Annotated in this window: 14 protein-coding genes; 10 read left to right on the top strand and 4 right to left on the bottom strand. The window is 55.7% G+C overall.

All coding sequences use genetic code 11. The features are described 5' to 3' along the window. The first annotated feature begins 21 nt into the window (after window positions 1-21). From prpC to QGM61_RS05850, 4 genes are all read left to right on the top strand, one after another. Complete coding sequence (gene prpC, locus QGM61_RS05865) at window positions 22-1,152, top strand: 2-methylcitrate synthase (protein WP_281132296.1); 1,131 nt, start codon at window positions 22-24, stop codon at window positions 1,150-1,152. 1 nt (window position 1,153) lies between these two features. Next, on the top strand, window positions 1,154-3,760 hold the full coding sequence (gene acnD / locus QGM61_RS05860) for a Fe/S-dependent 2-methylisocitrate dehydratase AcnD (RefSeq protein WP_281132295.1): 2,607 nt from the start codon (window positions 1,154-1,156) through the stop codon (window positions 3,758-3,760). After that, complete coding sequence (prpF, locus tag QGM61_RS05855; RefSeq protein ID WP_281132294.1) at window positions 3,757-4,944, top strand: 2-methylaconitate cis-trans isomerase PrpF; 1,188 nt, start codon at window positions 3,757-3,759, stop codon at window positions 4,942-4,944. Before acnD ends, prpF begins: the two co-directional genes overlap by 4 nt. 99 nt (window positions 4,945-5,043) lie before the next feature. Then, entirely contained in the window at window positions 5,044-7,284 is a 2,241-nt protein-coding gene (locus QGM61_RS05850; protein ID WP_281132293.1) for a carbohydrate binding family 9 domain-containing protein, read from the top strand. 21 nt (window positions 7,285-7,305) lie between these two features. Here the strand turns inward: QGM61_RS05850 and QGM61_RS05845 are convergent, their stop codons facing one another. Continuing rightward, window positions 7,306-7,776, bottom strand: a complete 471-nt coding sequence (locus QGM61_RS05845) for an Lrp/AsnC family transcriptional regulator (RefSeq protein ID WP_281132292.1) — start codon at window positions 7,774-7,776, stop codon at window positions 7,306-7,308. 171 nt (window positions 7,777-7,947) lie between these two features. Between QGM61_RS05845 and QGM61_RS05840 the strand changes: the two genes are divergently transcribed. The 3 genes from QGM61_RS05840 (at window position 7,948) to QGM61_RS05830 (ending at window position 14,118) form a co-directional block, all read left to right on the top strand. Beyond that, the gene (locus QGM61_RS05840; protein ID WP_281132291.1) at window positions 7,948-9,651 is read left to right on the top strand and encodes an aminotransferase class V-fold PLP-dependent enzyme; all 1,704 of its coding nucleotides are present in this window, start codon (window positions 7,948-7,950) and stop codon (window positions 9,649-9,651) included. A 68-nt stretch (window positions 9,652-9,719) separates the two neighbouring features. After that, window positions 9,720-12,143, top strand: a complete 2,424-nt coding sequence (locus QGM61_RS05835) for a DUF5916 domain-containing protein (protein ID WP_281132290.1) — start codon at window positions 9,720-9,722, stop codon at window positions 12,141-12,143. Window positions 12,144-12,195: 52 nt separating this feature from the next. Next, window positions 12,196-14,118: a PQQ-binding-like beta-propeller repeat protein gene (locus QGM61_RS05830; protein ID WP_281132289.1), complete on the top strand. Its 1,923-nt coding sequence runs from the start codon at window positions 12,196-12,198 to the stop codon at window positions 14,116-14,118. A 17-nt stretch (window positions 14,119-14,135) separates the two neighbouring features. Here the strand turns inward: QGM61_RS05830 and QGM61_RS05825 are convergent, their stop codons facing one another. After that, window positions 14,136-15,098, bottom strand: a complete 963-nt coding sequence (locus tag QGM61_RS05825) for a D-2-hydroxyacid dehydrogenase (protein ID WP_281132288.1) — start codon at window positions 15,096-15,098, stop codon at window positions 14,136-14,138. A gap of 256 nt (window positions 15,099-15,354) precedes the next feature. Here QGM61_RS05825 and purT point away from each other — a divergent pair, with 256 nt between their 5' ends. Together purT and QGM61_RS05815 are read left to right on the top strand one after the other, a co-directional pair. Further along, complete coding sequence (gene purT / locus QGM61_RS05820; RefSeq protein ID WP_281132549.1) at window positions 15,355-16,527, top strand: formate-dependent phosphoribosylglycinamide formyltransferase; 1,173 nt, start codon at window positions 15,355-15,357, stop codon at window positions 16,525-16,527. Between the two features lie 19 nt (window positions 16,528-16,546). Then, a complete protein-coding gene (locus QGM61_RS05815; RefSeq protein WP_281132287.1) occupies window positions 16,547-17,965 on the top strand; it encodes a transglutaminase family protein in 1,419 nt (472 codons plus the stop codon). Here QGM61_RS05815 and QGM61_RS05810 read toward each other — a convergent pair. Both QGM61_RS05810 and QGM61_RS05805 read right to left on the bottom strand, forming a co-directional pair. Beyond that, complete coding sequence (locus tag QGM61_RS05810; RefSeq protein WP_281132286.1) at window positions 17,898-19,565, bottom strand: hypothetical protein; 1,668 nt, start codon at window positions 19,563-19,565, stop codon at window positions 17,898-17,900. The two genes, QGM61_RS05815 and QGM61_RS05810, sit on opposite strands and share 68 nt — an antisense overlap. 87 nt (window positions 19,566-19,652) lie before the next feature. Beyond that, complete coding sequence (locus tag QGM61_RS05805; RefSeq protein ID WP_281132285.1) at window positions 19,653-20,264, bottom strand: TetR family transcriptional regulator; 612 nt, start codon at window positions 20,262-20,264, stop codon at window positions 19,653-19,655. 440 nt (window positions 20,265-20,704) lie between these two features. Here QGM61_RS05805 and QGM61_RS05800 point away from each other — a divergent pair, with 440 nt between their 5' ends. Further along, a complete protein-coding gene (locus QGM61_RS05800) occupies window positions 20,705-21,157 on the top strand; it encodes an Hsp20 family protein (protein ID WP_237133943.1) in 453 nt (150 codons plus the stop codon). Window positions 21,158-21,164 lie beyond the last annotated feature (7 nt).

Raw genomic sequence — 21,164 nt, 5'->3', positions numbered from 1 at the left:
TAGCAGGGAGGAAATTTAATTATGTCTGACAAAAAAATTCTCAGTGGTGCAGGCCTGCGTGGACAGGTCGCAGGAAAAACAGCGCTGTCTACCGTGGGTGTGTCCGGTTCAGGGCTGACTTATCGAGGTTATGACGTCAAGGATCTGGCTGAGAACTGCCTCTTTGAAGAAGTGGCCTACCTGATTCTGAAAGGGGAGCTGCCAAGCCGCGCTGAGCTCACTGAATACCAGTCCACCTTAAAATCGCTGCGTGGATTGCCTAACGCTCTTAAAGAAGTTCTGGAGCGGATCCCCAAAGAAGCCCATCCCATGGATGTGATGCGTACGGGCTGTTCCATGCTGGGCAACCTGGAAACCGAAGAAAAGTTTGCTGATCAGGGGCACGCTGCAGACAGACTGCTGGCCGTTCTGCCATCCATCATCTGTTACTGGTATCGCTACAGTCACGACGGCGTGCGCGTCGATGAGGTAACCACGGATGAGTCCATTGGTGCGCATTTCCTGCATTTGTTGCTGGGGGAAAAGCCTAAACCGCTGCACGAACAGGTGATGAACGTATCCCTGATTCTGTATGCCGAACATGAATTCAACGCGTCCACGTTTACCGCGCGTGTCTGTGCATCAACCCTCTCTGATATGCACAGCTGCATCACCGGTGCCATAGGCTCGCTGCGCGGTCCTCTGCACGGCGGCGCCAACGAAGCGGCCATGGATATGATCGAGAAGTTCCGGGATCCGGATCATGCTGAACAGGAAATGCTCGGCATGCTGGAGCGCAAGGAAAAGATCATGGGTTTTGGTCATGCGATCTATAAAGAATCGGACCCCCGCAATGACATCATCAAAGCCTGGTCGAAAAAACTGTCCGACGACGTCGGTGACACGGTGCTGTATCCGGTATCAGTACGCTGCGAGGAAGTCATGTGGCGTGAGAAGAAACTGTTCTGCAACGCCGATTTCTTCCATGCCTCGGCCTATCACTTCATGGGTATTCCGACCAAACTGTTTACACCCATTTTTGTCATGAGTCGGGTGACTGGCTGGGCAGCCCATGTCATGGAGCAACGTGCCGACAACCGTATCATCCGACCCAGCGCTGAATACACCGGTCCTGCGCCGCGCCAGGTAACACCCATAGATCGACGGGGATAACATGAACAAACTGTATCGCAAGCCTCTGCCCGGAACATCGCTGGACTTTTATGATGCCCGCCAGGCAGTAGAAGATATCCAGAGCGGTGCCTGGGCGTCACTGCCTTACACCTCACGAGTGCTGGCCGAGAATCTGGTGCGCCGCTGTGATCCGGATATGCTGACTGAGTCTTTGAATCAGCTTATCGAGCGCCGCCGCGACCTGGACTTTCCGTGGTTCCCGGCGCGTGTGGTGTGTCACGATATTCTCGGGCAGACGGCTCTTGTGGATCTGGCGGGGCTTCGCGATGCGATTGCCGAGCAGGGAGGTGATCCAGCCAAGGTCAATCCGGTCGTGCCCGTGCAGCTCATCGTCGACCACTCACTGGCGGTAGAGTGCGGAGGCAATGTTCCGGATGCCTTTGAGCGCAATCGTTCTGTCGAGGAGCGCCGCAATGAGGATCGCTTCCACTTTATCGACTGGACGCGCTATGCCTTCAAGAATGTTGATGTGATACCGCCGGGCAATGGCATCATGCACCAGATCAATCTGGAAAAAATGTCACCGGTCATCTATGTCGACAAGGGTGTGGCATTTCCTGATACCTGTGTGGGCACGGACAGCCACACGCCGCATGTCGATGCCCTGGGTGTTATCGCCGTTGGTGTGGGTGGCCTGGAGGCAGAAAATGTCATGCTTGGCCGTGCATCGTGGATGCGTTTGCCCGACATTATTGGCGTGGAACTCAAGGGTAAATTACAGCCTGGTGTCACTGCCACGGACATGGTGCTGGCACTGACCGAATTCCTGCGCAAGCAACGTGTGGTGGGTGCCTACCTGGAGTTCCATGGCGAGGGTGCAGCTGCGCTGACACTGGGTGATCGCGCGACTATCTCCAATATGGCGCCCGAGTATGGTGCCACCGCCGCGATGTTCTTCATTGATCAGCAGACCATCGACTATCTGACCCTGACAGGTCGTGATGATGAGCAGGTGCAGCTGGTTGAGACCTATGCCCGTCATACCGGTTTATGGGCTGACGATCTGGTCTCTGCCAGATACGAGAGAACGCTGAAGTTCGATCTGTCGAGTGTTACCCGTAACCTGGCTGGACCCAGCAATCCTCACGCACGCGTTGCAACAGCTGATCTGGCAAGTAAGGGTATCGCCGTTGGCCTCGAGCAGGCGCGTGCCGAAGAGGCTCAGGGCCTGTTGCCTGATGGTGCGGTCATCATTGCGGCGATTACCAGCTGTACCAATACCAGTAACCCCCGCAATGTGATTGCTGCGGGGCTTTTGGCGCGCAATGCCAATCGCCTGGGGCTGGTGAGCAAACCCTGGGTGAAAACGTCCCTGGCACCGGGATCCAAAGCCGTTCAACTTTATCTTGAGGAGTCGGGCCTCAAGCAGGAACTGGAAAAACTTGGATTTGGTATTGTCGGTTTCGCCTGCACGACCTGTAATGGCATGTCGGGCGCGCTGGATCCTCAAATACAGCAGGAGATAATCGACCGTGATGTGTACGCGACCGCAGTGTTGTCGGGCAACCGCAATTTTGACGGACGCATTCATCCTTACGCCAAGCAGGCCTTCCTGGCCTCGCCACCCCTGGTTGTGGCCTATGCCATTGCAGGTACGATTCGTTTCGACATAGAAAAGGATGTTCTGGCAGAGGTGGACGGCAAGCCTGTTCGCCTGATGGATCTGTGGCCCACGGACGAAGAGATCAACGAGGTGGTCAAAGCCAGCGTGAAGCCGCAGCAGTTTCGTGATGTGTACATCCCGATGTTTGATATTTCGCGTGACGAAGCCAACAAGGTCAGCCCTTTGTATGACTGGCGCGAGATGTCCACCTATATCCGACGTCCTCCCTATTGGGAAGGCGCGCTGGCGGGCGAACCCAGCCTGAAAGAAATGCGCCCACTGGCCATTCTGGGTGACAACATCACTACGGACCACCTGTCGCCCTCGAATGCCATCCTCGCAGACAGTGCCGCCGGTGAGTATTTGACAAAAATGGGCGTTCCGGAAGAAGACTTTAACTCCTATGCAACGCACCGGGGTGATCATCTTACAGCGCAGCGCGCCACCTTCGCGAATCCCAAACTGATTAATGAGATGGCCATCGTTGATGGCGAGATCAAACAGGGATCGCTGGCGCGTATTGAGCCGGAAGGCAAGGTTACCCGGATGTGGGAAGCCATAGAAACCTACATGAAGCGCAAGCAACCATTGATCATCATTGCGGGTGCCGACTACGGACAGGGCTCTTCACGTGACTGGGCCGCCAAAGGGGTGCGCCTGGCCGGTGTTGAGGCGATTGTGGCTGAAGGTTTTGAAAGGATTCATCGTACCAATCTGATTGGCATGGGTGTATTGCCGCTGGAGTTTGAACCTGGCACCACTCGCAAGACGCTGGAGCTGGACGGTACCGAAACCTACGATGTGCGCGGCGAGCCCAGGGCAGGGGCGGCACTGACACTGGTCATTCACCGCCGCGACGGAACCGACCTCACCGTGCCGGTGCGCTGTCGACTGGATAGCGATGAGGAAACTTCTGTGTACCAGGCGGGCGGTGTGTTGCAGCGCTTCGCTCAGGATTTCCTGCAGGCAGAGGGCGCAGCATGAGTTTTCCACATCAAATGCGCATACCAGCCACTTATATACGCGGCGGCACCAGCAAGGGTGTCTTTTTTGCACTGCAGGACCTGCCAGTTGAAGCGCAGCAGCCAGGAGTCTACCGGGACAAGCTGCTGCTGCGTGTGATAGGTAGTCCTGACCCCTATCAAAAACAGATTGATGGTATGGGTGGCGCGACTTCAAGCACCAGCAAGACTGTCATTCTGTCGCGCAGCTCAAAACCCGGTTTTGATGTTGACTACCTGTTCGGACAGGTTTCGATCGACAGCGCCTTTGTCGACTGGAGCGGCAATTGCGGCAATCTGTCCGCGGCAGTCGGAGGTTTTGCAATAACAAAAGGGCTGATTGATCGCGATAAAGTCCCTCAGGACGGTATCTGTCGCGTAAACATCTGGCAGGCGAATATAGGCAAGGCGATTGTTGCGCATGTTCCCATGCGTGGCGGTGTGGTCCAGGAAACCGGAGACTTTGAGCTGGATGGAGTGACGTTTCCGGCTGCTGAAGTGCAGCTTGAATTTATGGATCCGGCTGAGGACTCTGATGAAGGTGGCGCCCTGTTTCCAACGGGCAACAGGGTCGATGAATTGGACGTGCCTGGCATTGGTCGTTTTGCGGCAAGCATGATCAACGCCGGTATCCCGACTGTATTTCTGAATGCCAGCGACCTGGGTTACAGCGGCACGGAATTACAGGAGGCGATCAATAATAATACTGATGCATTGCTACGGTTTGAGCAGATACGCGCCGCGGCTGCTGTGAAAATGGGTCTGATCAAATCCGTTGAAGAGGCGGCGGCAAGGCAACATACGCCCAAAATCGCCTTTGTGGCACCGCCGGCTGATTACACCACTTCCAGCGGGCGCCGTGTGCTCGGCAGTGAAGTCGACCTGCTGGTACGCGCTCTGTCCATGGGCAAGTTACATCATGCCATGATGGGGACGGCAGCCGTAGCGATCGGCACTGCGGCGGCGATACCTGGCACGCTGGTCAACTCTGCTGCTGGCGGCGGTGATCGGGAGTCTGTGGTGTTCGGTCATCCGTCAGGTACATTACGCGTTGGGGCCCGGGCGGAGCAGCGAGACGGGCAGTGGACCGTTGCCAAAGCCATCATGAGCCGCAGTGCGCGTACCTTGATGGAGGGCTGGGTCTACGTACCGCCGGTGGATTTGTAAAGACTTGACACAGATTGCCAAAAAGTCGATAGCTTAATTTCGTTACAAAGTATCAAACAGGCATTAAAATCGCCGTTCAATTAAATTTGAGGAACTGCGATGCGATCTGCTGTCACCGCCTGCTGGGCCATGTTGTCACCCTGGATGTTCCTGGCGCACGCTGCTTCTGCACAGGATGCTGCAGAAGCAGCTGTTGTTACTGATGCACCGAAACAGGTGCGTGCTGTTCGCATCAGCGTACCACCAGTCATTGATGGTAACCTGAATGACCCTATATGGGAGCAGGCCGAGGTCATCACCGATTTTCACCAGACCCGTCCCGGTAATGGCACACCGACCTCCGAGCGCACCGAAGTTTATGTGCTCTACGATGATGACGCGCTCTATATTGGTGCGCGCATGTTTGACAGCGAACCTGACCGTATCGCAGCGCCTGTCATTCGACATGGGCAGGGCATGCCCTCAGACGACCGGCTGGTTGTGATTCTCGACCCCTTTAATGCCGGCCGCGCTGGCTACCGGTTCGAAACCAATCTGAACGCAGCGCGCCATGACTCCCTGTACACCAGTCCAACCTCGTTCTCGCTGGACTGGAATACTATCTGGGATGTGGCGGCCAATGTCGACGGCAACGCCTGGGTTGCCGAGATAGAAATTCCCTTCAAGTCCATTCCCTTTGATCCGGCCATTGAAACCTGGGGATTTAATTTTGGCCGCGCCATTCGCCGTCGTGGTGAAGAAATGGCTTGGGTGTCGCGCAACCGGACCTATAATCCCACCGTGATGGGTCAGATGACCGGTCTCGAAGGATTGAGTGCAGGCGCAGGGCTGGATATTGTGCCATCGCTGGCCGTCAATCGCCGTCGCGTTTATGGACCTCAGGGTGAGTCGGAAGTGAACTGGGAACCATCGCTTGATGCGTTTTATCGCCTCACCCCATCTTTGAATGCAGCGCTCACTGTCAATACCGACTTCTCAGCCACTGAAGTCGACAACCGTCAGGTTAACCTCTCGCGATTCAGCCTGTTCTTTCCGGAGAAGCGGGACTTCTTCCTGAACGACTCGGACCTGTTCCAGTTCGGTAACATCAGTGGCATGGCTGGCGGCAATAGCGCAACTTCGGGTGGCAGCCGCGAAAACGCGCGCCCATTCTTCTCGCGCCGAATTGGTCTGAGTCAGTCCGGTGCGCCGGTTGATATCAACTACGGCGGTCGTATCAGTGGCCGGGTGGGGCGCTGGAATATCGGCACCCTGGCCATTCGTCAGGATGAGTTTGGTGCTGTCGATGCCTCGGATCTCTTCGTCGCCAGGGTCTCGGCCAATGTGCTGGAGGATTCGGCAATCGGGTTCATCTACACCGACGGTGACCCGGCGTCCAACATCGACAACTCTGTAGCTGGCGTTGATTTCCGTTACATCAACAACCAGCTGGCACAGGGACGAACCTTTGAAGCAGATGCCTGGTATCAGCAATCTGATACACCTGGTCTGCAGGGCGATGATGCGGCCTGGGGTTTTGGTCTGCGTATGCCCAACAGCACTGGCTGGCGGTCACGCATGGGCTTCAAGGAAGTTCAGCGCAACTTTAATCCGGCCATGGGTTATGTGAATCGATCAAACATCCGCGATTTGACAGCGGATGTCGGTTATACGCATTTCTTCACAGGTGGTGGCTTGCTGCAGAGCGCGTTTGCCGGTATCGACGGGCAACGAATCGAAGTCATCGACGGTGGTTTGCAGACCCAGGTGCTGACCTATCGGCTGCTGGAACTGGAGACAAACAGCCGCGACTCAATGGAACTGTCCGTGATAGATAACCGGGAAGTCGTGCAGCGCCCCTTTACGATCTATTCCAGCCCCGATCGCCAGGTCAGCATTGCGCCAGGCGATTATTCCTTCACGGAGCAGGAGATCGAAGTTTCCACCGGTGGTCAACGTCAACTGGCTGGCAGCGTGGGTTATCTGACGGGTGATTTCTATAATGGTGAGCGCGACAATATCCGTGCTTCGTTGAGCTGGAATCAGTCCAGTAACTTTGTACTGAGTACCAGTTTTGACTGGAACAATATTTCCTTGCCACAGGGTGATTTCATTACGCGCCTGACCAGTGTGTCGACGCAGGTAGCATTCTCATCCACCCTGTACTGGATCAATCTGGTGCAGTACGACAACCTGTCGGAGGAGATAGGCATCAATACCCGGCTGCAGTGGATACCACGCGCAGGACAGGAAGGTTTCATTGTGCTGAATTACAACGTGCAGGATTACGACAAGAACAATCGCTTTGAAGCACTGTCATCAGATCTGAGTGTGAAGTTCCGCTATACCATTCGATTCTGATTCGCGCCACCCGGGGTCTGGTCAGGAAGTTAAAGCCTGGCCGGGCCCAATCGGCAACACCGTGGTGGACTTGATTTCCTCCATGACAAAACTGGCTGTGACATCAAACAGGTCGGCCTCAATCAGGGACTGATAAAGCAGGTCATAGCCAGCCATGTCGGTGACAACAGCCTTGATCAGATAATCGATCTGTCCCCCCAGCCGGTAGACCTCCTGAATTCCCTCAATTGACTGCACTACCTCGCGAAACTTGTCCGCCCAGGCCTGATTGTGCTGATTCGTGCGGATGCTGATTAATACGGTCAGGCCCAGGCCTAGCTTCGCTGGGGAAAGCAGGGTGACGCGCTGGCGTATGACGCCCGATTCCTCAAGTTTCTGAATGCGCCGCCAGCAGGCGGACTTTGACATACCCAGCGCATCCGCGAGCTCGGCGACCGAAAGACTGGCGTCCGGCTGCATCAGTCGTAACAGTTTCCTGTCGAGCTTATCCATGATGTGACCTCAATTTTTTGCTCAGAAAGGTTTATCGTGCCGAATAAAGGCGATAATAAGAGACAGTGTTTCATAATATTAGTCTAATGCGAATCAAATAGGAACAATGTTCGCTTGATCCGTCGCTACTATACGGGCATCAAAAGCTGATACCTGATGTTGAGGTCCACGATGCATTCGCCCGATAGCCTGATTGAAAAAATACGCAGCAATATCATAGGCTGCGATGGCGCCATGACCACGGTGTTTGGCCTCAAACCCATGGTCTACGCGGATTACACTGCATCAGGTCGCAGCCTTAAGTTCATTGAGGACCTGATTCAGCAGCAGGTGCTGCCCTGTTATGCCAATACCCATACTGAAACGACGCTGACCGGGGCCAATACAACGGCCTGGCGCGAGTCAGCACGCCAGGCGATACGGCAGGCGGTCAATGGTACCGAAGACGACAAGGTCATTTTCTGCGGCTCCGGCGCGACGGCAGCGATTAACAAGCTTGTTGAAGTGTTAAATCTGCGTTTGCCCACCGACCCGGTTAAACGGCGCCAGGTGCTGGAGTTGACCCCGGCGGAGGAACGCCCGATTGTTCTTATCGGGCCCTACGAACATCATTCCAATGAGTTACCGTGGCGGGAAAGTCTCGCCAAAGTGGTTGTTGTGCCCCTGAACTCTCGCGGCGAGATGGATCTGGAGGCGCTGGAGTTGTTATTGCAGCGTTATCGATCGGCCAGTCGTGTGATTGGCAGCTTTTCGGCAGCCTCGAATGTCACAGGTCTGCGGACAGATGTCGTAGCAGTCACCCGACTGCTGAAGCGCTATGGGGCACTGGCCTGCTGGGACTATGCCGCCGCTGGCCCCTACAGCGCCATCGATATGAGCGAACTTGATGCTGTGTTTCTGTCGCCCCACAAGTTCGTCGGTGGCCCCGGTAGCTCTGGTGTGCTGGTGGCCAAAGCTGCACTGTTTGTGAATCCGGTGCCCGCAACTGCCGGTGGCGGTACTGTGGTTTATGTCAGCCCGGACAGCCATGCCTATGTGACGAATATTGAGCGCCGCGAAGAAGCTGGAACACCCGGCATCGTAGAGTCGATTCGCGCCGGTCTGGTCATGTCGCTGCAGCAGCAGGTTGGGGCAGAGCGCATAGCTGCGCTGGAGCAGCAGATGGCCAATCGGGTCATGAGTCGCCTTAAAAAAATCGACAATATCGAAATACTCGGTGGCTGCGAGAACGAGCGGCTGCCTATATTCTCCCTGCGCTTTCGCAGTAGTCAGGATGGACCCGGGAAAGGGCGGGACCTGCATTACGGATTTATCGTTGCATTGTTGAATGATCTTTTTGGTGTCCAGGCGCGGGGCGGTTGTTCCTGTGCTGGGCCCTATGCGCACTATCTGTTGCATATGGACAGAGACTACAGTCGCCAGGTAGAGAGTGCAGTGTTGCTGGGTGCCAATGTGCTCAGGCCAGGCTGGGTTCGTCTAAGCTTTAATTATTTTATTTCTGACGAAGAATTCGATTATCTGATGACAGCAATAGAACTGGTTGCGCGCCACGCTGAGCAGATGCTGGTGTATTACCACTATGATGCCATGCATGGTGTGTGGCGGCACTGTGAATCACAGCTGGCACCACGTGACCGGTTTGCGGGTATCGACTGGTTTGCTGAGAAAGTGGAATGTTCATTAAAATCGCAGCGTCCGGGTTTACAAGTCGCGCTGGACGACGCCCAAAAGCAGATAGAAGCGGCAGTAGCATCGGCACGATCGCGTTACCCGAAAGCGCTGAAAGAGCATCAGGAAGCGCTTAAACTCCCGCCAGAACAGGAAACAATCCGCTGGTTTATCTGGCCCTCCGAGGTCTTTTGCAACGAATTGTAGCCAGCTATCGGTGATTCTGAAACTTACCGTTATAGTCCGACCATAACTAGAATCAAGAGATCACCCACATGGTAGCAGTTCTTCTCTCGCGCCTCTCAGCCCGTGCGCGCTCTTCCCGTTTGCAAATTACCATCGCAGCTGTTCTTGCGTCACAGCTGGCCGCATCACAGGTTTCAGCCCAGGATGTCATTCCCCGTCTGACTCGTATCGATGTCCAGGCCAACATCGAACTGGACGGACGCCTTGACGAGGCAGTATGGCAGCAGATACCCGCTTTTGACGGGATGCGGGTTGTGACCCCAGACACCCTTGCTGAGAGTTCACTGCGCACCGAAACCCGCATTTTTTACACAGAACGCGGTATTTATGTGGGTGTGATGAATCACCAGGACACCGACACGCTGGTTGCCCGAATGACGCCACGTGACACGCGTCTTGAGCGCGATGGTGTGGTGATCAGTATTGATGCCTCTGGTGATGGTCTCTACGGCTACATGATGCGTGTCAATCTTGGTGATTCAAAAACCGATGGCACTATTCTGGCTGAGCGTCAGTTCAACATGCAGTGGGATGGTCCCTGGGAAGCATACACCAGCGTTGTTGAAGGTGGCTGGGTGGCTGAATACTTCATCCCCTGGTCGATGATTGCACTGCCCCAGGCCTCCGGCGGGGATCGTCAGATTGGCATCTACATGGAGCGTCAGGTAGGACACCTTAACGAAACCTGGTCTAACCCGGCTCTTCCCAGTACCGTTAACCAGTTTTTGTCCGCTTTCCAGAAGTTCGAGCTGGAAGACATCGAGCCCAGAACTCAGATTACCTACTATCCCTACGTCTCTGGCACTTACGACGGTGTTGATGATGAAGCTGAAATGCGCGCCGGAGCGGAAGTGTTCTGGCGTCCCAGTACCAATACGCAGCTGTCTTTGAGCCTGAACCCGGATTTCGGTAATGTCGAGTCGGATGACGTGGTTGTGAACCTGACTGCCTATGAAACCTTTTTCCCTGAAAAACGTGCCTTCTTCCTGGAAGGTCAGGATGTGTTCAATACCTCGCCAAGGAACCAGAGTGCGCGTGGTCCCGGCGGCCCCACATCCATGCTCAATACACGCCGTATCGGCAGTTCGGCCTCCTTTGATGTACCGGCTGGCGTTCGGGTTGCGGATACGGACCTGAGTGCACCGACCGATCTGCTGGGTGCTGTGAAGTTTACCGGGCAAAGTGGTAACTGGCGCTATGGCACACTGGCGGCTATGGAAGATGATATGGAAATCCGTGGCACACTTAACGACGGGACACGTGTCACACTTGAGTCGGAAGGTCGCGATTTTACCGTAGGCCGCCTGTTATACGAAACAACGGGCCCAGCGGGGCGACGATCGATCGGCTGGATGGGGACCGATGTCTCGCACTCGGATATAGACGCCACGGTCAACGGGGTGGATGTCCACTATTTCTCCGGCAACAACCGCTGGCTGTTTGACGGTCAGGTGCTGCGCAGTGATGTGGATGGTGTAGAAGGTAACGGTGCCACTGGCGATCTCATCTATATGCCTCAGCGTGGTGTCATGCACCGGTTTGCTGCGGGCTATCATGATGACACACTGGATCTGAATACTCTGGGTTTTCTGACGCGTAATGATCTCAGTCACTTTGATTACAACTATACAAACAACAGTTCAAATGTCGAGGGTCTGCGCTCGCGTGAGTATTCATTGTTTGTGTTCAATCACTGGAATGGTAACAACGACTGGGTACGTCAGGGCGTATTTAATTCCCTGAATCTGACATTTTTGAACAACCACTCACTGAACAACAGTTTGCGATATTATGCGCGCCGTGTTGAAGACCGGTTGGGCCGAGGCTCAGGAGACTACAAGATTCCGGGACGTTGGCAGTTTGTCAGCACCTGGGAATCGGATCCGTCGCAGCAGATACGCTACAAGCTGGGTATCGATGCCAACACCGAAGACCTGGGTGAGCGAAACACGACAACCACGGCCGGAATCAGCTATCGACCGGTCGACAACTTCTCGCTTGATGTGGAGGCTTCATATACTGACCGTGAAGGCCTGCTCGTATACCAGGGTGGCGGTCGCTACACCAGTTTCGAGGCAACTCAGTGGTCTCCCAAAGTGACACTGGATTACTTCATCAGCGCCCGGCAACAGTTCCGTGTCGGTCTGCAATGGACTGGTCTCAAGGCGTTTGAGAACAAGTTCCTGCAAGTGAACCCGGATCGCGTGGAAGAGCTGCGCGAGGTGCCCAAGCCGGATGCCGAGAGTGATAACTTTGTTATCAGTCGTTTGACCTTCCAGGCACGTTATCGTTGGGAAATTGCGCCTCTGTCTGATCTCTTCGTCGTATATACGCGAGGTGGTAACGTACCAGGTGGTCTGTTTGACGAGTATACCGGCCTGCTGAGCGAGTCCTGGCAGGATCCGGTGGTTGACACGCTGGTCGTCAAGCTGCGGTATCGACTCGGTTCCTGATCTGCGCTAATGTCAGTGGTGTCATTACCAAAACAATAATGAGATCACTGATATGCGACGTTTAACATACCCAGCAGCCGCCGCGCTGCTGGCTTTCATGGCCAGCCTGACTCTGGAGTTGCCCGGCGTGGCGCCTGTCCTGGCACAGGAGCCGGTTAGTCAGTCGGCGTCTGAAACCAGCTCGGATGCTCATCCTGGCGAAGACATCTATCAGACCTACTGCGCTGCCTGCCATGAAGGCGGTGATCCCCGTGCCGCCAGTTTTGAAGCTCTGCAGTCAATGACCGCGCAGGCACTTCACTACACACTGACTTCAGGCCCGATGGCCATTCAGGGTCAGCAACTGACCGACGAACAGCGAGATACTCTGGTTGACTATCTGGCGATTGCCGAGGTATCAGACGAATGGATCACCAGTAACCTGTGTGCCGACGACCGTGGCACCATCAGCCTGAGCCCTGTCCATCTGAGTCATGCAGGCGGTGACCTGGCTTTTTCCCGCCAGTTGACCGCTGCGCAAAGCGGGCTGAGTCATGAGGACCTTGGCAATCTGGAACTGGCCTGGGCGCTGGGCATCCCGGGTGTTGGCGGCCTGCGCTCATCACCGGCCATTGCCGGGGAGACGCTGTTCTATCCCGCGGGCGCCTCTGGCAAGGTTCTGGCACTGCACGTTGAATCCGGTTGTGTTCAGTGGAGTTACGATGCCGGTGCCGCACTGCGCGGTTCCGCTTTGCTCAGCGGCGCGCTGGATGATGGATCACAACTTCTTTATGTCTCTGATGAGCGCGCACGATTACATGCAGTGAATCCACTGACCGGTGAACGCCGCTGGCTGATTGATGGCACGATAGACGAAGGCGTGCATTCCCGGCTCACTGGCGTGCCCATGTACCACGATCAGCGTCTGTACGTGCCGGTCTCTGCTTCAGGCGTCCAGCGCGGTGGCGAGCCTACACACGAATGCTGCGATGGGCGCGGCGGAGTGCTGGCTCTTGATGCAGCCAGTGGCGAACGTATCTGGACCTATGTCACCATGCCGCCGGCTAAGTATACCGGGGAGCGCAACTCTGTTGGTGTCCGCCTGCGTGGGCCGTCCGGCGCACCTATCTGGTCGAGCCCTGGACTGGATCCAGAACGTCGACAGCTCTATGTCACGACCGGCGAAAATACCTCGCTGCCGGCGACTGAAACCAGCAATGCCATCATTGCGCTGGATATGGACACTGGCGAGCAGCGTTGGCTGTTCCAGGCCGTCGCCAATGATGTCTGGAACATGGCCTGCACCGGACGCGAGTACGGGCCCAATTGCCCCTCAGAGCAGGACAGCATAATCAAGGACTGGGATTTTGGTGGGGCGGCGATTCGTGTCACGCTGGCAGATGGCAGCGAACGACTGGTTGCCGGCCAGAAATCGGGTCATTTGTGGGCCCTGAACCCGGACAATGGCGAGCTTGTCTGGCAGCAGCGTGTCGGCGAAGGCGGCGCCCTGGGCGGCAATCACTGGGGTGTGGCAATTGCCGGAGACAAGGTGCTGTTGCCGATCAACGATCCCAATGGTGGCGGTCGCAGCGATGATGTCATCAAGGCTGGTGTGCACGCCTTTGAGCTCGCTGACGGTGAGCCGGCCTGGTCCTATCTGTCGCGGCCAGACTGTGCCAATGGACGGGAGGAGCGCGTGTCGGGTTGTCAGGCACGCTACGGTTTTTCAGCCATGCCGCTGGTTATCGACGGTGCGCTGGTCGCCGGAAATATCGATGGGCGACTGTTTATCTTTGACACCGAGACAGGTCAGATACTGTTTGAGTATGACACGGCGGTTGGCTTTGATACGGTCAATGGCGTTGCGGCGCGTGGCGGGTCCATTGACGCTCAGTCGATTGCTGCCGGTGCAGGCATGTTATTTGTCGGGTCCGGCTACGACCGTTTCCGTCAGCAGGCAGGTAATACGCTGCTGGCCTTTCGGCCAGCCAGATAGCAGCAAGGCGGCAGGGCTCACCAGCCCAGCTGAATATTGGCTGCCGTTTTATCTATGATGGTCTGCCTGGCCTCCGGCGAGATCCAGGCGTTGTGTGGCGTCACAATCAGATTGAGATGCTCCTCCAGCGCCTGCAGCAGCGGGTGGCCGTCGCGTGGCGGCTCCTGGGGCAGTACATCAACAGCCAGTCCGCCCAGCCGGCCGTCACGCAAGGCTGTCAGCGCTGCCAGTTCGTCAATCAGGCCACCGCGAGCGCAGTTGATCAACAGACAGCCTGGCTTGACGTTCTGCAGTCGACGGGCGTTGATCAGGTGCCGGGTTTCATCTGTCAGGGGACAATGCAGTGAAATAATGTCCGCGTCGGCCAGTAAAGCATCCAGAGGGGGACGGTGATCTGACGACTCATTGCCCGGGCGGGCGGTGAAACTGACAGTCATATCCATGGCCCTGGCCAGCATTGAGACACGTGACCCCAGCTCGCCCTGTCCGACAAGCACCAGATGACGGCCGGCCAACTGCATGGTCGTGTGATTCAGCAGGCAGAAGTGTTCACTGGACTGCCAGCGGCCGCGTCGCAACTCGTCCTGATACAACGGCAGGCGGTTGGCGAGGGCCAGCATCAGCATGAACGTGTGCTGAGCGACGCTCGCAGTTCCGTAGGCCGTTATGTTGCGTACTTCTATATCCAGGCGTCTAGCGGCCTCCAGATCAATATTGTTGGTGCCTGTGGCCATCACACAGATCAATCGCAGATTGGGGAGCGCTGCAAGCGCGCGTGCGTCCAGCACCACTTTATTCGTTATCGCGACGTTGGCATGCTGCAGTCGTGATACCACGTCATCTGAGTTCGGATCCGACGACGTATTATCGTGTATATACAGCGAGTCAGTGATGTTTTGCAGAGGCGAGAAATCGATATCTGAACCCAGTGTTGCGGCATCCAGAATGACGGCCCGGATATTCGTCTGTCTGCTTGTCATGCTGTTCTTCCGTGTGATTTTCGAATTGCCTGCAAAGCTTAAACCAATGATCAAAGTCCTTCCATCCGAGCAAGCGTTCTGGAAGAATGCGAGGGATACAGACAGCGAAACGAGCTGGTGTCCTGGCAAGTGGTCCACATCACTGAGTGGCGCTGATGAATCAACATAGTACCAACGAAAGAGCAGAAAGATTTTGAACAAGGCTAACGACAAAGAACACAACCCGGACCAGGGCAGAAGCGCAGCTGCGACAGTCATAGGCACCCCCTTGTCGGCATCTGCCACACGGATAATGCTGCTGGGCAGTGGTGAACTTGGCAAGGAAGTGGTTATTGAGCTGCAAAGGCTTGGCTGCGAAGTGATTGCAGTAGACCGCTATGACAGAGCGCCCGCCATGCAGGTGGCGCATCGCAGCCACGTCATCGACATGCTGGATGCCCGTGCCGTCAGAGCTATCGTCGAGCAGGAACAGCCCCACCTGATTGTTCCCGAGATTGAAGCCATTGCGACGCAGGAGCTGGTGGCGCTCGAGGCAGAGGGCTGGCAGGTGATTCCAACCGCCCGTGCTGCACAGTTGACCATGAACCGTGAAGGTATCCGCCGTCTGGCGGCTGAAGAACTGGGATTGCCGACCTCTCCGTATCGGTTTGCCGACACCAGAACCCAGTATCTCGACGCTATCAAGGATGTCGGTATACCCTGTGTTGTCAAACCCATCATGTCCTCCTCCGGCAAGGGACAAAGTATTGTCCGGACTGCCGAGGACATGAATGCAGCCTGGGAGTATGCGCAGTCTGGTGGTCGTAGCGGTAAAGGTCGGGTGATTGTTGAGGGGTTTGTTGATTTTGACTATGAAATTACGCTGCTGACAGTCCGCCACCGTGACGGCACCAGCTTCTGTGAGCCGATCGGACACCGCCAGGAGCGGGGCGACTATCGCGAGTCCTGGCAGCCTCAGGCAATGAGCGACCAGGCCCTCGCCAGAGCCCGCGAGGTGGCAGAGGCGGTAACAGGCGCCCTGGGCGGCTATGGCCTGTTTGGCGTTGAACTGTTTGTGAAAGGTGATCAGGTCTATTTCAGTGAGGTTTCACCGCGACCGCACGATACCGGGCTGGTCACACTGATTTCCCAGAACCTGTCCGAATTCGCCCTGCACGCGCGCGCCATTCTGGGCCTGCCGGTACCGCTAATCAGGCAGCGTGGTCCCTCAGCGTCCGCGGTGTTGCTGGTAGCGGGAGAATCGGACCGCGTGAGCTTTAGTAATCTGGCTCAGGCACTAAGTGAGCCAGACACCGACTTGCGCCTGTTTGGCAAGCCGGAAGTGCGTGGTGAGCGGAGAATGGGCGTGGCGCTTGCCAACGGTGAGTCGGTCGATGAAGCTATTGCCAAAGCATTGCGGGTTATCAATACGATCGAGGTTAAGGTCTGACACCTGGAGGCGGGTCGCCATGGCAAAAACACTGTACCTGCTCGGCACACTGTGGCTGACGCTCTGGATCAGTGTGGCCGCCAGTGCAGACGAGCGCGATATCGACCGTAGCGAATTTGCTGTCCCCGGCCAGCCCGCCTGGACCGCTCTGACCCCGTTTGAGAAGCAGGTCATTGACCAGTTCACGGGACCTTCTGCGCAACAGGCCAGCGCTGACGAGCTGCTGGCCCTGTTTTTGGTGGCATCCGGAAATGTCCGCTCAGAAGCCGACTATCACCACTATCGGGAACAACTGCTGAGTTTCCTTGCCAGCCATGACGAACTGATTGAGGCTGTCAGTCCGCGTGAAACAGGCGCGCTACTGTTGCGGCTGATGCACCGGCATTTTTTTAGCGCCGGCTATGATGCCAACCAGAGTGCCATGGCCGAGATCCTCGATACCGGGGTTTATAACTGTATCAGTTCGGCGCTGCTGTATATCGTGCTGGCGGAATACCTGGGTCTGAACGCCAGTGGCGTCATCATGCCCAGCCATGCTTTTGCGCAGCTGATGCTCGACGACGGACAGATAATAGAAATTGAGACAACATCCGAAGACGGATTCGATGTGATTCGCGATCCCGAATTTTTTGCGCGGCAGGCCGAGCAATGGTTTTCTGAGCGCCGACTGGTGGTGGCCGATTATAACGACTATGAAAGTCGACGCCAGATCAGCGCTGCTGAACTGGGCTTTGAAAATATGTGGGTGCAACATATCAGTGTTGACCGCATGAACTACGCCGACCGACTGCGCATGGCCGAGCTTAAGGGGCTGATGCAGGCGGATGACCTGGTGGCACAGCATAACCGTCTGGTCTATTACTACCAGGAGGCTGACTACCTGAAGCGGCATGACGAGGCTGCCTGGACGGCGCTGATGTCGAGAATCGACCCCTATCTGGCTGCCTGGCAAACGGTGTCCCTGTTCGAACAGCATCGCTTCACCGATAGAGATACGCTGCTGCCCATGCTGCTTTTACAGTCGCATCGGGCCGAGTGGATGCTGCGCAATAACGAGGTTGAGGAAGGGCTTGGGCTGGCTGAGGCGCTGCTTGCCGAAACACCAGACCAACTGCGTGACGCCCATGTGGTCCGCGCCGGTGCGCTGCAGGCGATAGAGCAATACTACATGTCACTGGCAGCCAGACACTGGGAGAATCAACAATGGGGGCAGGTGATATCTGTTTATCACGAGTACCTTGGCAAAGATCTGGAAAGCCCCAGTCGCAGCGTATTTCAGGCTAATCTGGAAGCCGCCTACCTGAACAGCTCCCGTGATTACTGGCAGAGTGAAGAAAGGGATGTTGCCATTTCTCTTCTCGAAGCCTGCATTATTCGTCTGCCGGTTGCTGAGCAATGCCATCAGCGCCTGCAGGAAATGCGTCAGGTGCTGCTGTAATCGTCCACTCACGATCCCATTCGCTCATATCAAACAGTCCTGTGGTCGGGAAGGCTGGTGGTCTGATTGATTCGAAACGGCTGTCATATTCAACCAACGTTGTGTAACGCGGCTCGGTCGCCGAGATTGAACCGGCTACCAGAGTGCCCACGATATGCAGGCGCCCCTGCGCGCGCGTGTTGTAACGCCTTACGCTAAAGCGCTGACGCGCAAACAGAGCGCCGTGAATGACCAGATCACCTGTGCCGGTGACTGAGGGATTGGCAATCTCGATGCTGCCGTTGCTGGTCAGGCTGAGCAGGTGATTTGCGCCGGCGCTCTGGTCGGCATAAACCAGATCATCAGTAATCGTGATACGGCGCGGAGAGTAGATGGCGACCTGCCCATGTATGGTGCCGGATACATCAAACCGGCTGTCGTCGGTGCCGGCAATAATCAGCACATCATCAGTCAATGGCTGGTGGCCACCGAGCTGGGTGTCGGGCTGATACCAGTTAAAACCATCCGCACCCAGAAAGGTAAGCTGTGTGTACTGATCATAGCTAATCACCTGGAGTCCGCTGCCTTGCCCCGGGAAAACTGCTGGCACAATGGCATCGGGCATATCTATGCGCCCAATGCCTGTTTCCACTTCGTCCGTGAATATGTCAGATTCGCGCAGGCGGCGACCGATAGACTGGTGCGTGGCCAGTGTGACTGGGCCTGCGAAGAGTGGTCTGGCGCGCCAGTCGGTTTCAAGGTTGACAGGGCTGTTCGAGTGGAAACGGCCAAAAATCTGGTCGTTGGCCATTATCACATCATTGTCCCAGCGATTAATAAACTTGGCATACCAGGAGAATGGACGTTCAGTTATTGTAAGCTCCGTGCTGGCCAGGCCGTCGCCAAGTTCAGTCTGAATGGTCACGCGGTAGCTGCTTAACGCCGTGGGGCCAGATTCTGCTATCTGTGAAACGCTTATTTCATAACCTTCAGGTGGCTGAGTTGTCAGCCGCTCCAGTATCTCTGACAGAGAAGCCTCGGTGGTAGACTGCAGTTGGTCGATTACCTCAGCCAGTTCCTGCTGTGTGGTCATGGAGATTGGCTGTGTTTCGGGCTGCACCATGACTTCCGGCGGAAGATCTGTTGCGGGCTCCATGTCTGGCTGCTCTGCGCTTTGCTCTTGGGTCGGCGTGGCTGCTACCTGCATCGCAGCAGGCTGCTCGCTGGCAGCATTGCCTGTTGGCATATTTTGCTGTTGGGGAGCCGGCACTGTGGCCGCTGCGGTCTCGGTGACAGTCTCGGCCGGGGTTTCAGGCCGTGAAGTTTCAACAACAGAGGAAGGCTCAATGGGCAGGGATTGCGCAGATGGTGGAGCAGGTGGTGTGCTCGCAGAGGCAGCGGCGGTTGCATTCTGGTTGCCAGCAACAGCGCTGATTTCCGAATAACTGGCTCCCAGATCAATCGCGACACTGAGGCTTGATGCCGCAGCCTGCTCGTTCCGCAGGTCAATACCCGGCCATGCCGCTGCCAGCAGCAAGTGAAGAATGGCCGAAGCGGGCACAGCTACCAGAATCAAAAAGCGGCTGGGAGCCGTCCCTGTGTGTGTGCGGCTGGCATACACGGAAGTCCGTCCTGATAATCTGGTGGATCAGAACAATCGGTTTGATTATAGGGTAATCCGGCAGCTTCGGTAAGCGCTGATGCAATTTCAGCCAATGTTCCGGAAAAACAGGCGTGTGTACTTGCTGGCCTCGGTTTTCATGGCCATTGCGTCAGGATCCGTCAGGTATTCGTAGACCATTCCCGTCAGATAAGCCATCAGCGCAACACTCAAGACCTGAGGCTCAACGTCTGCAGGAAGATGGCCATGCTGCTTGGCACGCTGGAAGTAACGCGAGAACAGCTCGATACCTTCCCGCCGATTTTTGTTCTGGTATTGGAGGATGCTCAGCATTTCGTCGGAATAGTCACACTTGAGAAAGAAAATCGTCAGTATTTTAAAACGCCCGACATCGTTCTCGAGGTCTCTGAGCAGATCGGTACTCAATCGTTCCAGTTGCAATAGCGGGTGAGGGTGGTCGTTCTCCAGGTCTTCAAGGATGGTATCTGAAACGGACTGATGCAGCTGTTCGTGCAGAGCAGCAAAAACATCCAGTTTGTTTTTGAAGTGCCAGTAAATTGCGCCACGGGTGACTTGTGCTCGTATCGCGATATCGTTCAGCGTTGCCTTGGCGACACCCTTCTCGAAGAAGGTATCCACAGCGGCTTCCAGAATCCGCAGTCTGGTACGCTCAGCCTCTTCTTTGGTCCTGCGTGGCATGCTTTCTACCTGTACTTGATACTGATCTGAAGGTTGCGCGTGGCAACCTGAATTCCTGGATCGGGATTATACATGCATGAACGAATGTATAGAAGCGTAGGAATGGTGACCCGGCAACTGGCAAAAAACGGGGTATCGGCCGTACCGGGCCGATACCCCGACTGCATCACCGGATCCAGCAGGAAGCGAGGGGCTTTCTCCGGTGTCCGCCTTCCCTGACGACTAGCGTGTACTTTCCGTGTACACATTCTGTTTATAGACCAGCTTTGCTGGCTCTGCCCAAAATTTACGAAATTTTGGACAGGCCCCTTGAAATTCAAAAAGCTCGGCCACAAATAAGTGATTAAGGTCAGGGCTCGTAGAGGCTGACCGGATGTCAGATCTGAGGATGGGCATCAAACAAACCAAACTTTTATATATTGCTTGATGAGGATATAGCTATGAGAACGATTGATTTTGCACCCCTGTACCGCTCAGCCATTGGTTTTGAGCATATCAGCCAGTTACTCGACTCTGTTGCACAGCGCGAACAGAGTCAGCCCAGTTATCCGCCCTACAATATTGAGCGGCTGGATAAAGATGAATACCGGATCACCATGGCAGTGGCCGGATTCACCAACGAAGAATTGAATATCGAGTCTGAACATCAGACTCTCAAGGTCAAAGGCAATAAGGCGGAAGAGTCCACCGAACGTCAGTACCTGCACCAGGGCATTGCAGCCCGAAACTTTGAACGGGTCTTCCAGCTTGCCGACCACGTCCGTGTGATTAGTGCCAAGCTGGAAAATGGCCTTCTGCACATTGAGCTGCGCCGTGAGATTCCAGAGGCGATGAAACCGCGCCAGATCCCGATCTCTGCCAGCAATGAGAAGTTGATCGAGGCTGGTAAGTAACTCCGCA

Source organism: Pseudohongiella sp. SYSU M77423 (genome assembly GCF_029911965.1).
In the GTDB taxonomy this organism is placed as follows: Bacteria; Pseudomonadota; Gammaproteobacteria; order Pseudomonadales; family Pseudohongiellaceae; genus Pseudohongiella.
This window is presented reverse-complemented; position numbering and strand designations above follow the sequence as displayed.

Excerpts from the sequence above, each read along its gene's own strand:
- prpC (WP_281132296.1), top strand. The coding sequence starts at position 22 with ATGTCTGACAAAAAAATTCTCAGTGGTGCAGGCCTGCGTGGACAGGTC.
- acnD (WP_281132295.1), top strand. The coding sequence starts at position 1,154 with ATGAACAAACTGTATCGCAAGCCTCTGCCCGGAACATCGCTGGACTTT.
- prpF (WP_281132294.1), top strand. The coding sequence starts at position 3,757 with ATGAGTTTTCCACATCAAATGCGCATACCAGCCACTTATATACGCGGC.
- QGM61_RS05850 (WP_281132293.1), top strand. The coding sequence starts at position 5,044 with ATGCGATCTGCTGTCACCGCCTGCTGGGCCATGTTGTCACCCTGGATG.
- QGM61_RS05845 (WP_281132292.1), bottom strand. The coding sequence starts at position 7,776 with ATGGATAAGCTCGACAGGAAACTGTTACGACTGATGCAGCCGGACGCC.
- QGM61_RS05840 (WP_281132291.1), top strand. The coding sequence starts at position 7,948 with ATGCATTCGCCCGATAGCCTGATTGAAAAAATACGCAGCAATATCATA.
- QGM61_RS05835 (WP_281132290.1), top strand. The coding sequence starts at position 9,720 with ATGGTAGCAGTTCTTCTCTCGCGCCTCTCAGCCCGTGCGCGCTCTTCC.
- QGM61_RS05830 (WP_281132289.1), top strand. The coding sequence starts at position 12,196 with ATGCGACGTTTAACATACCCAGCAGCCGCCGCGCTGCTGGCTTTCATG.
- QGM61_RS05825 (WP_281132288.1), bottom strand. The coding sequence starts at position 15,098 with ATGACAAGCAGACAGACGAATATCCGGGCCGTCATTCTGGATGCCGCA.
- QGM61_RS05815 (WP_281132287.1), top strand. The coding sequence starts at position 16,547 with ATGGCAAAAACACTGTACCTGCTCGGCACACTGTGGCTGACGCTCTGG.
- QGM61_RS05805 (WP_281132285.1), bottom strand. The coding sequence starts at position 20,264 with ATGCCACGCAGGACCAAAGAAGAGGCTGAGCGTACCAGACTGCGGATT.
- QGM61_RS05800 (WP_237133943.1), top strand. The coding sequence starts at position 20,705 with ATGAGAACGATTGATTTTGCACCCCTGTACCGCTCAGCCATTGGTTTT.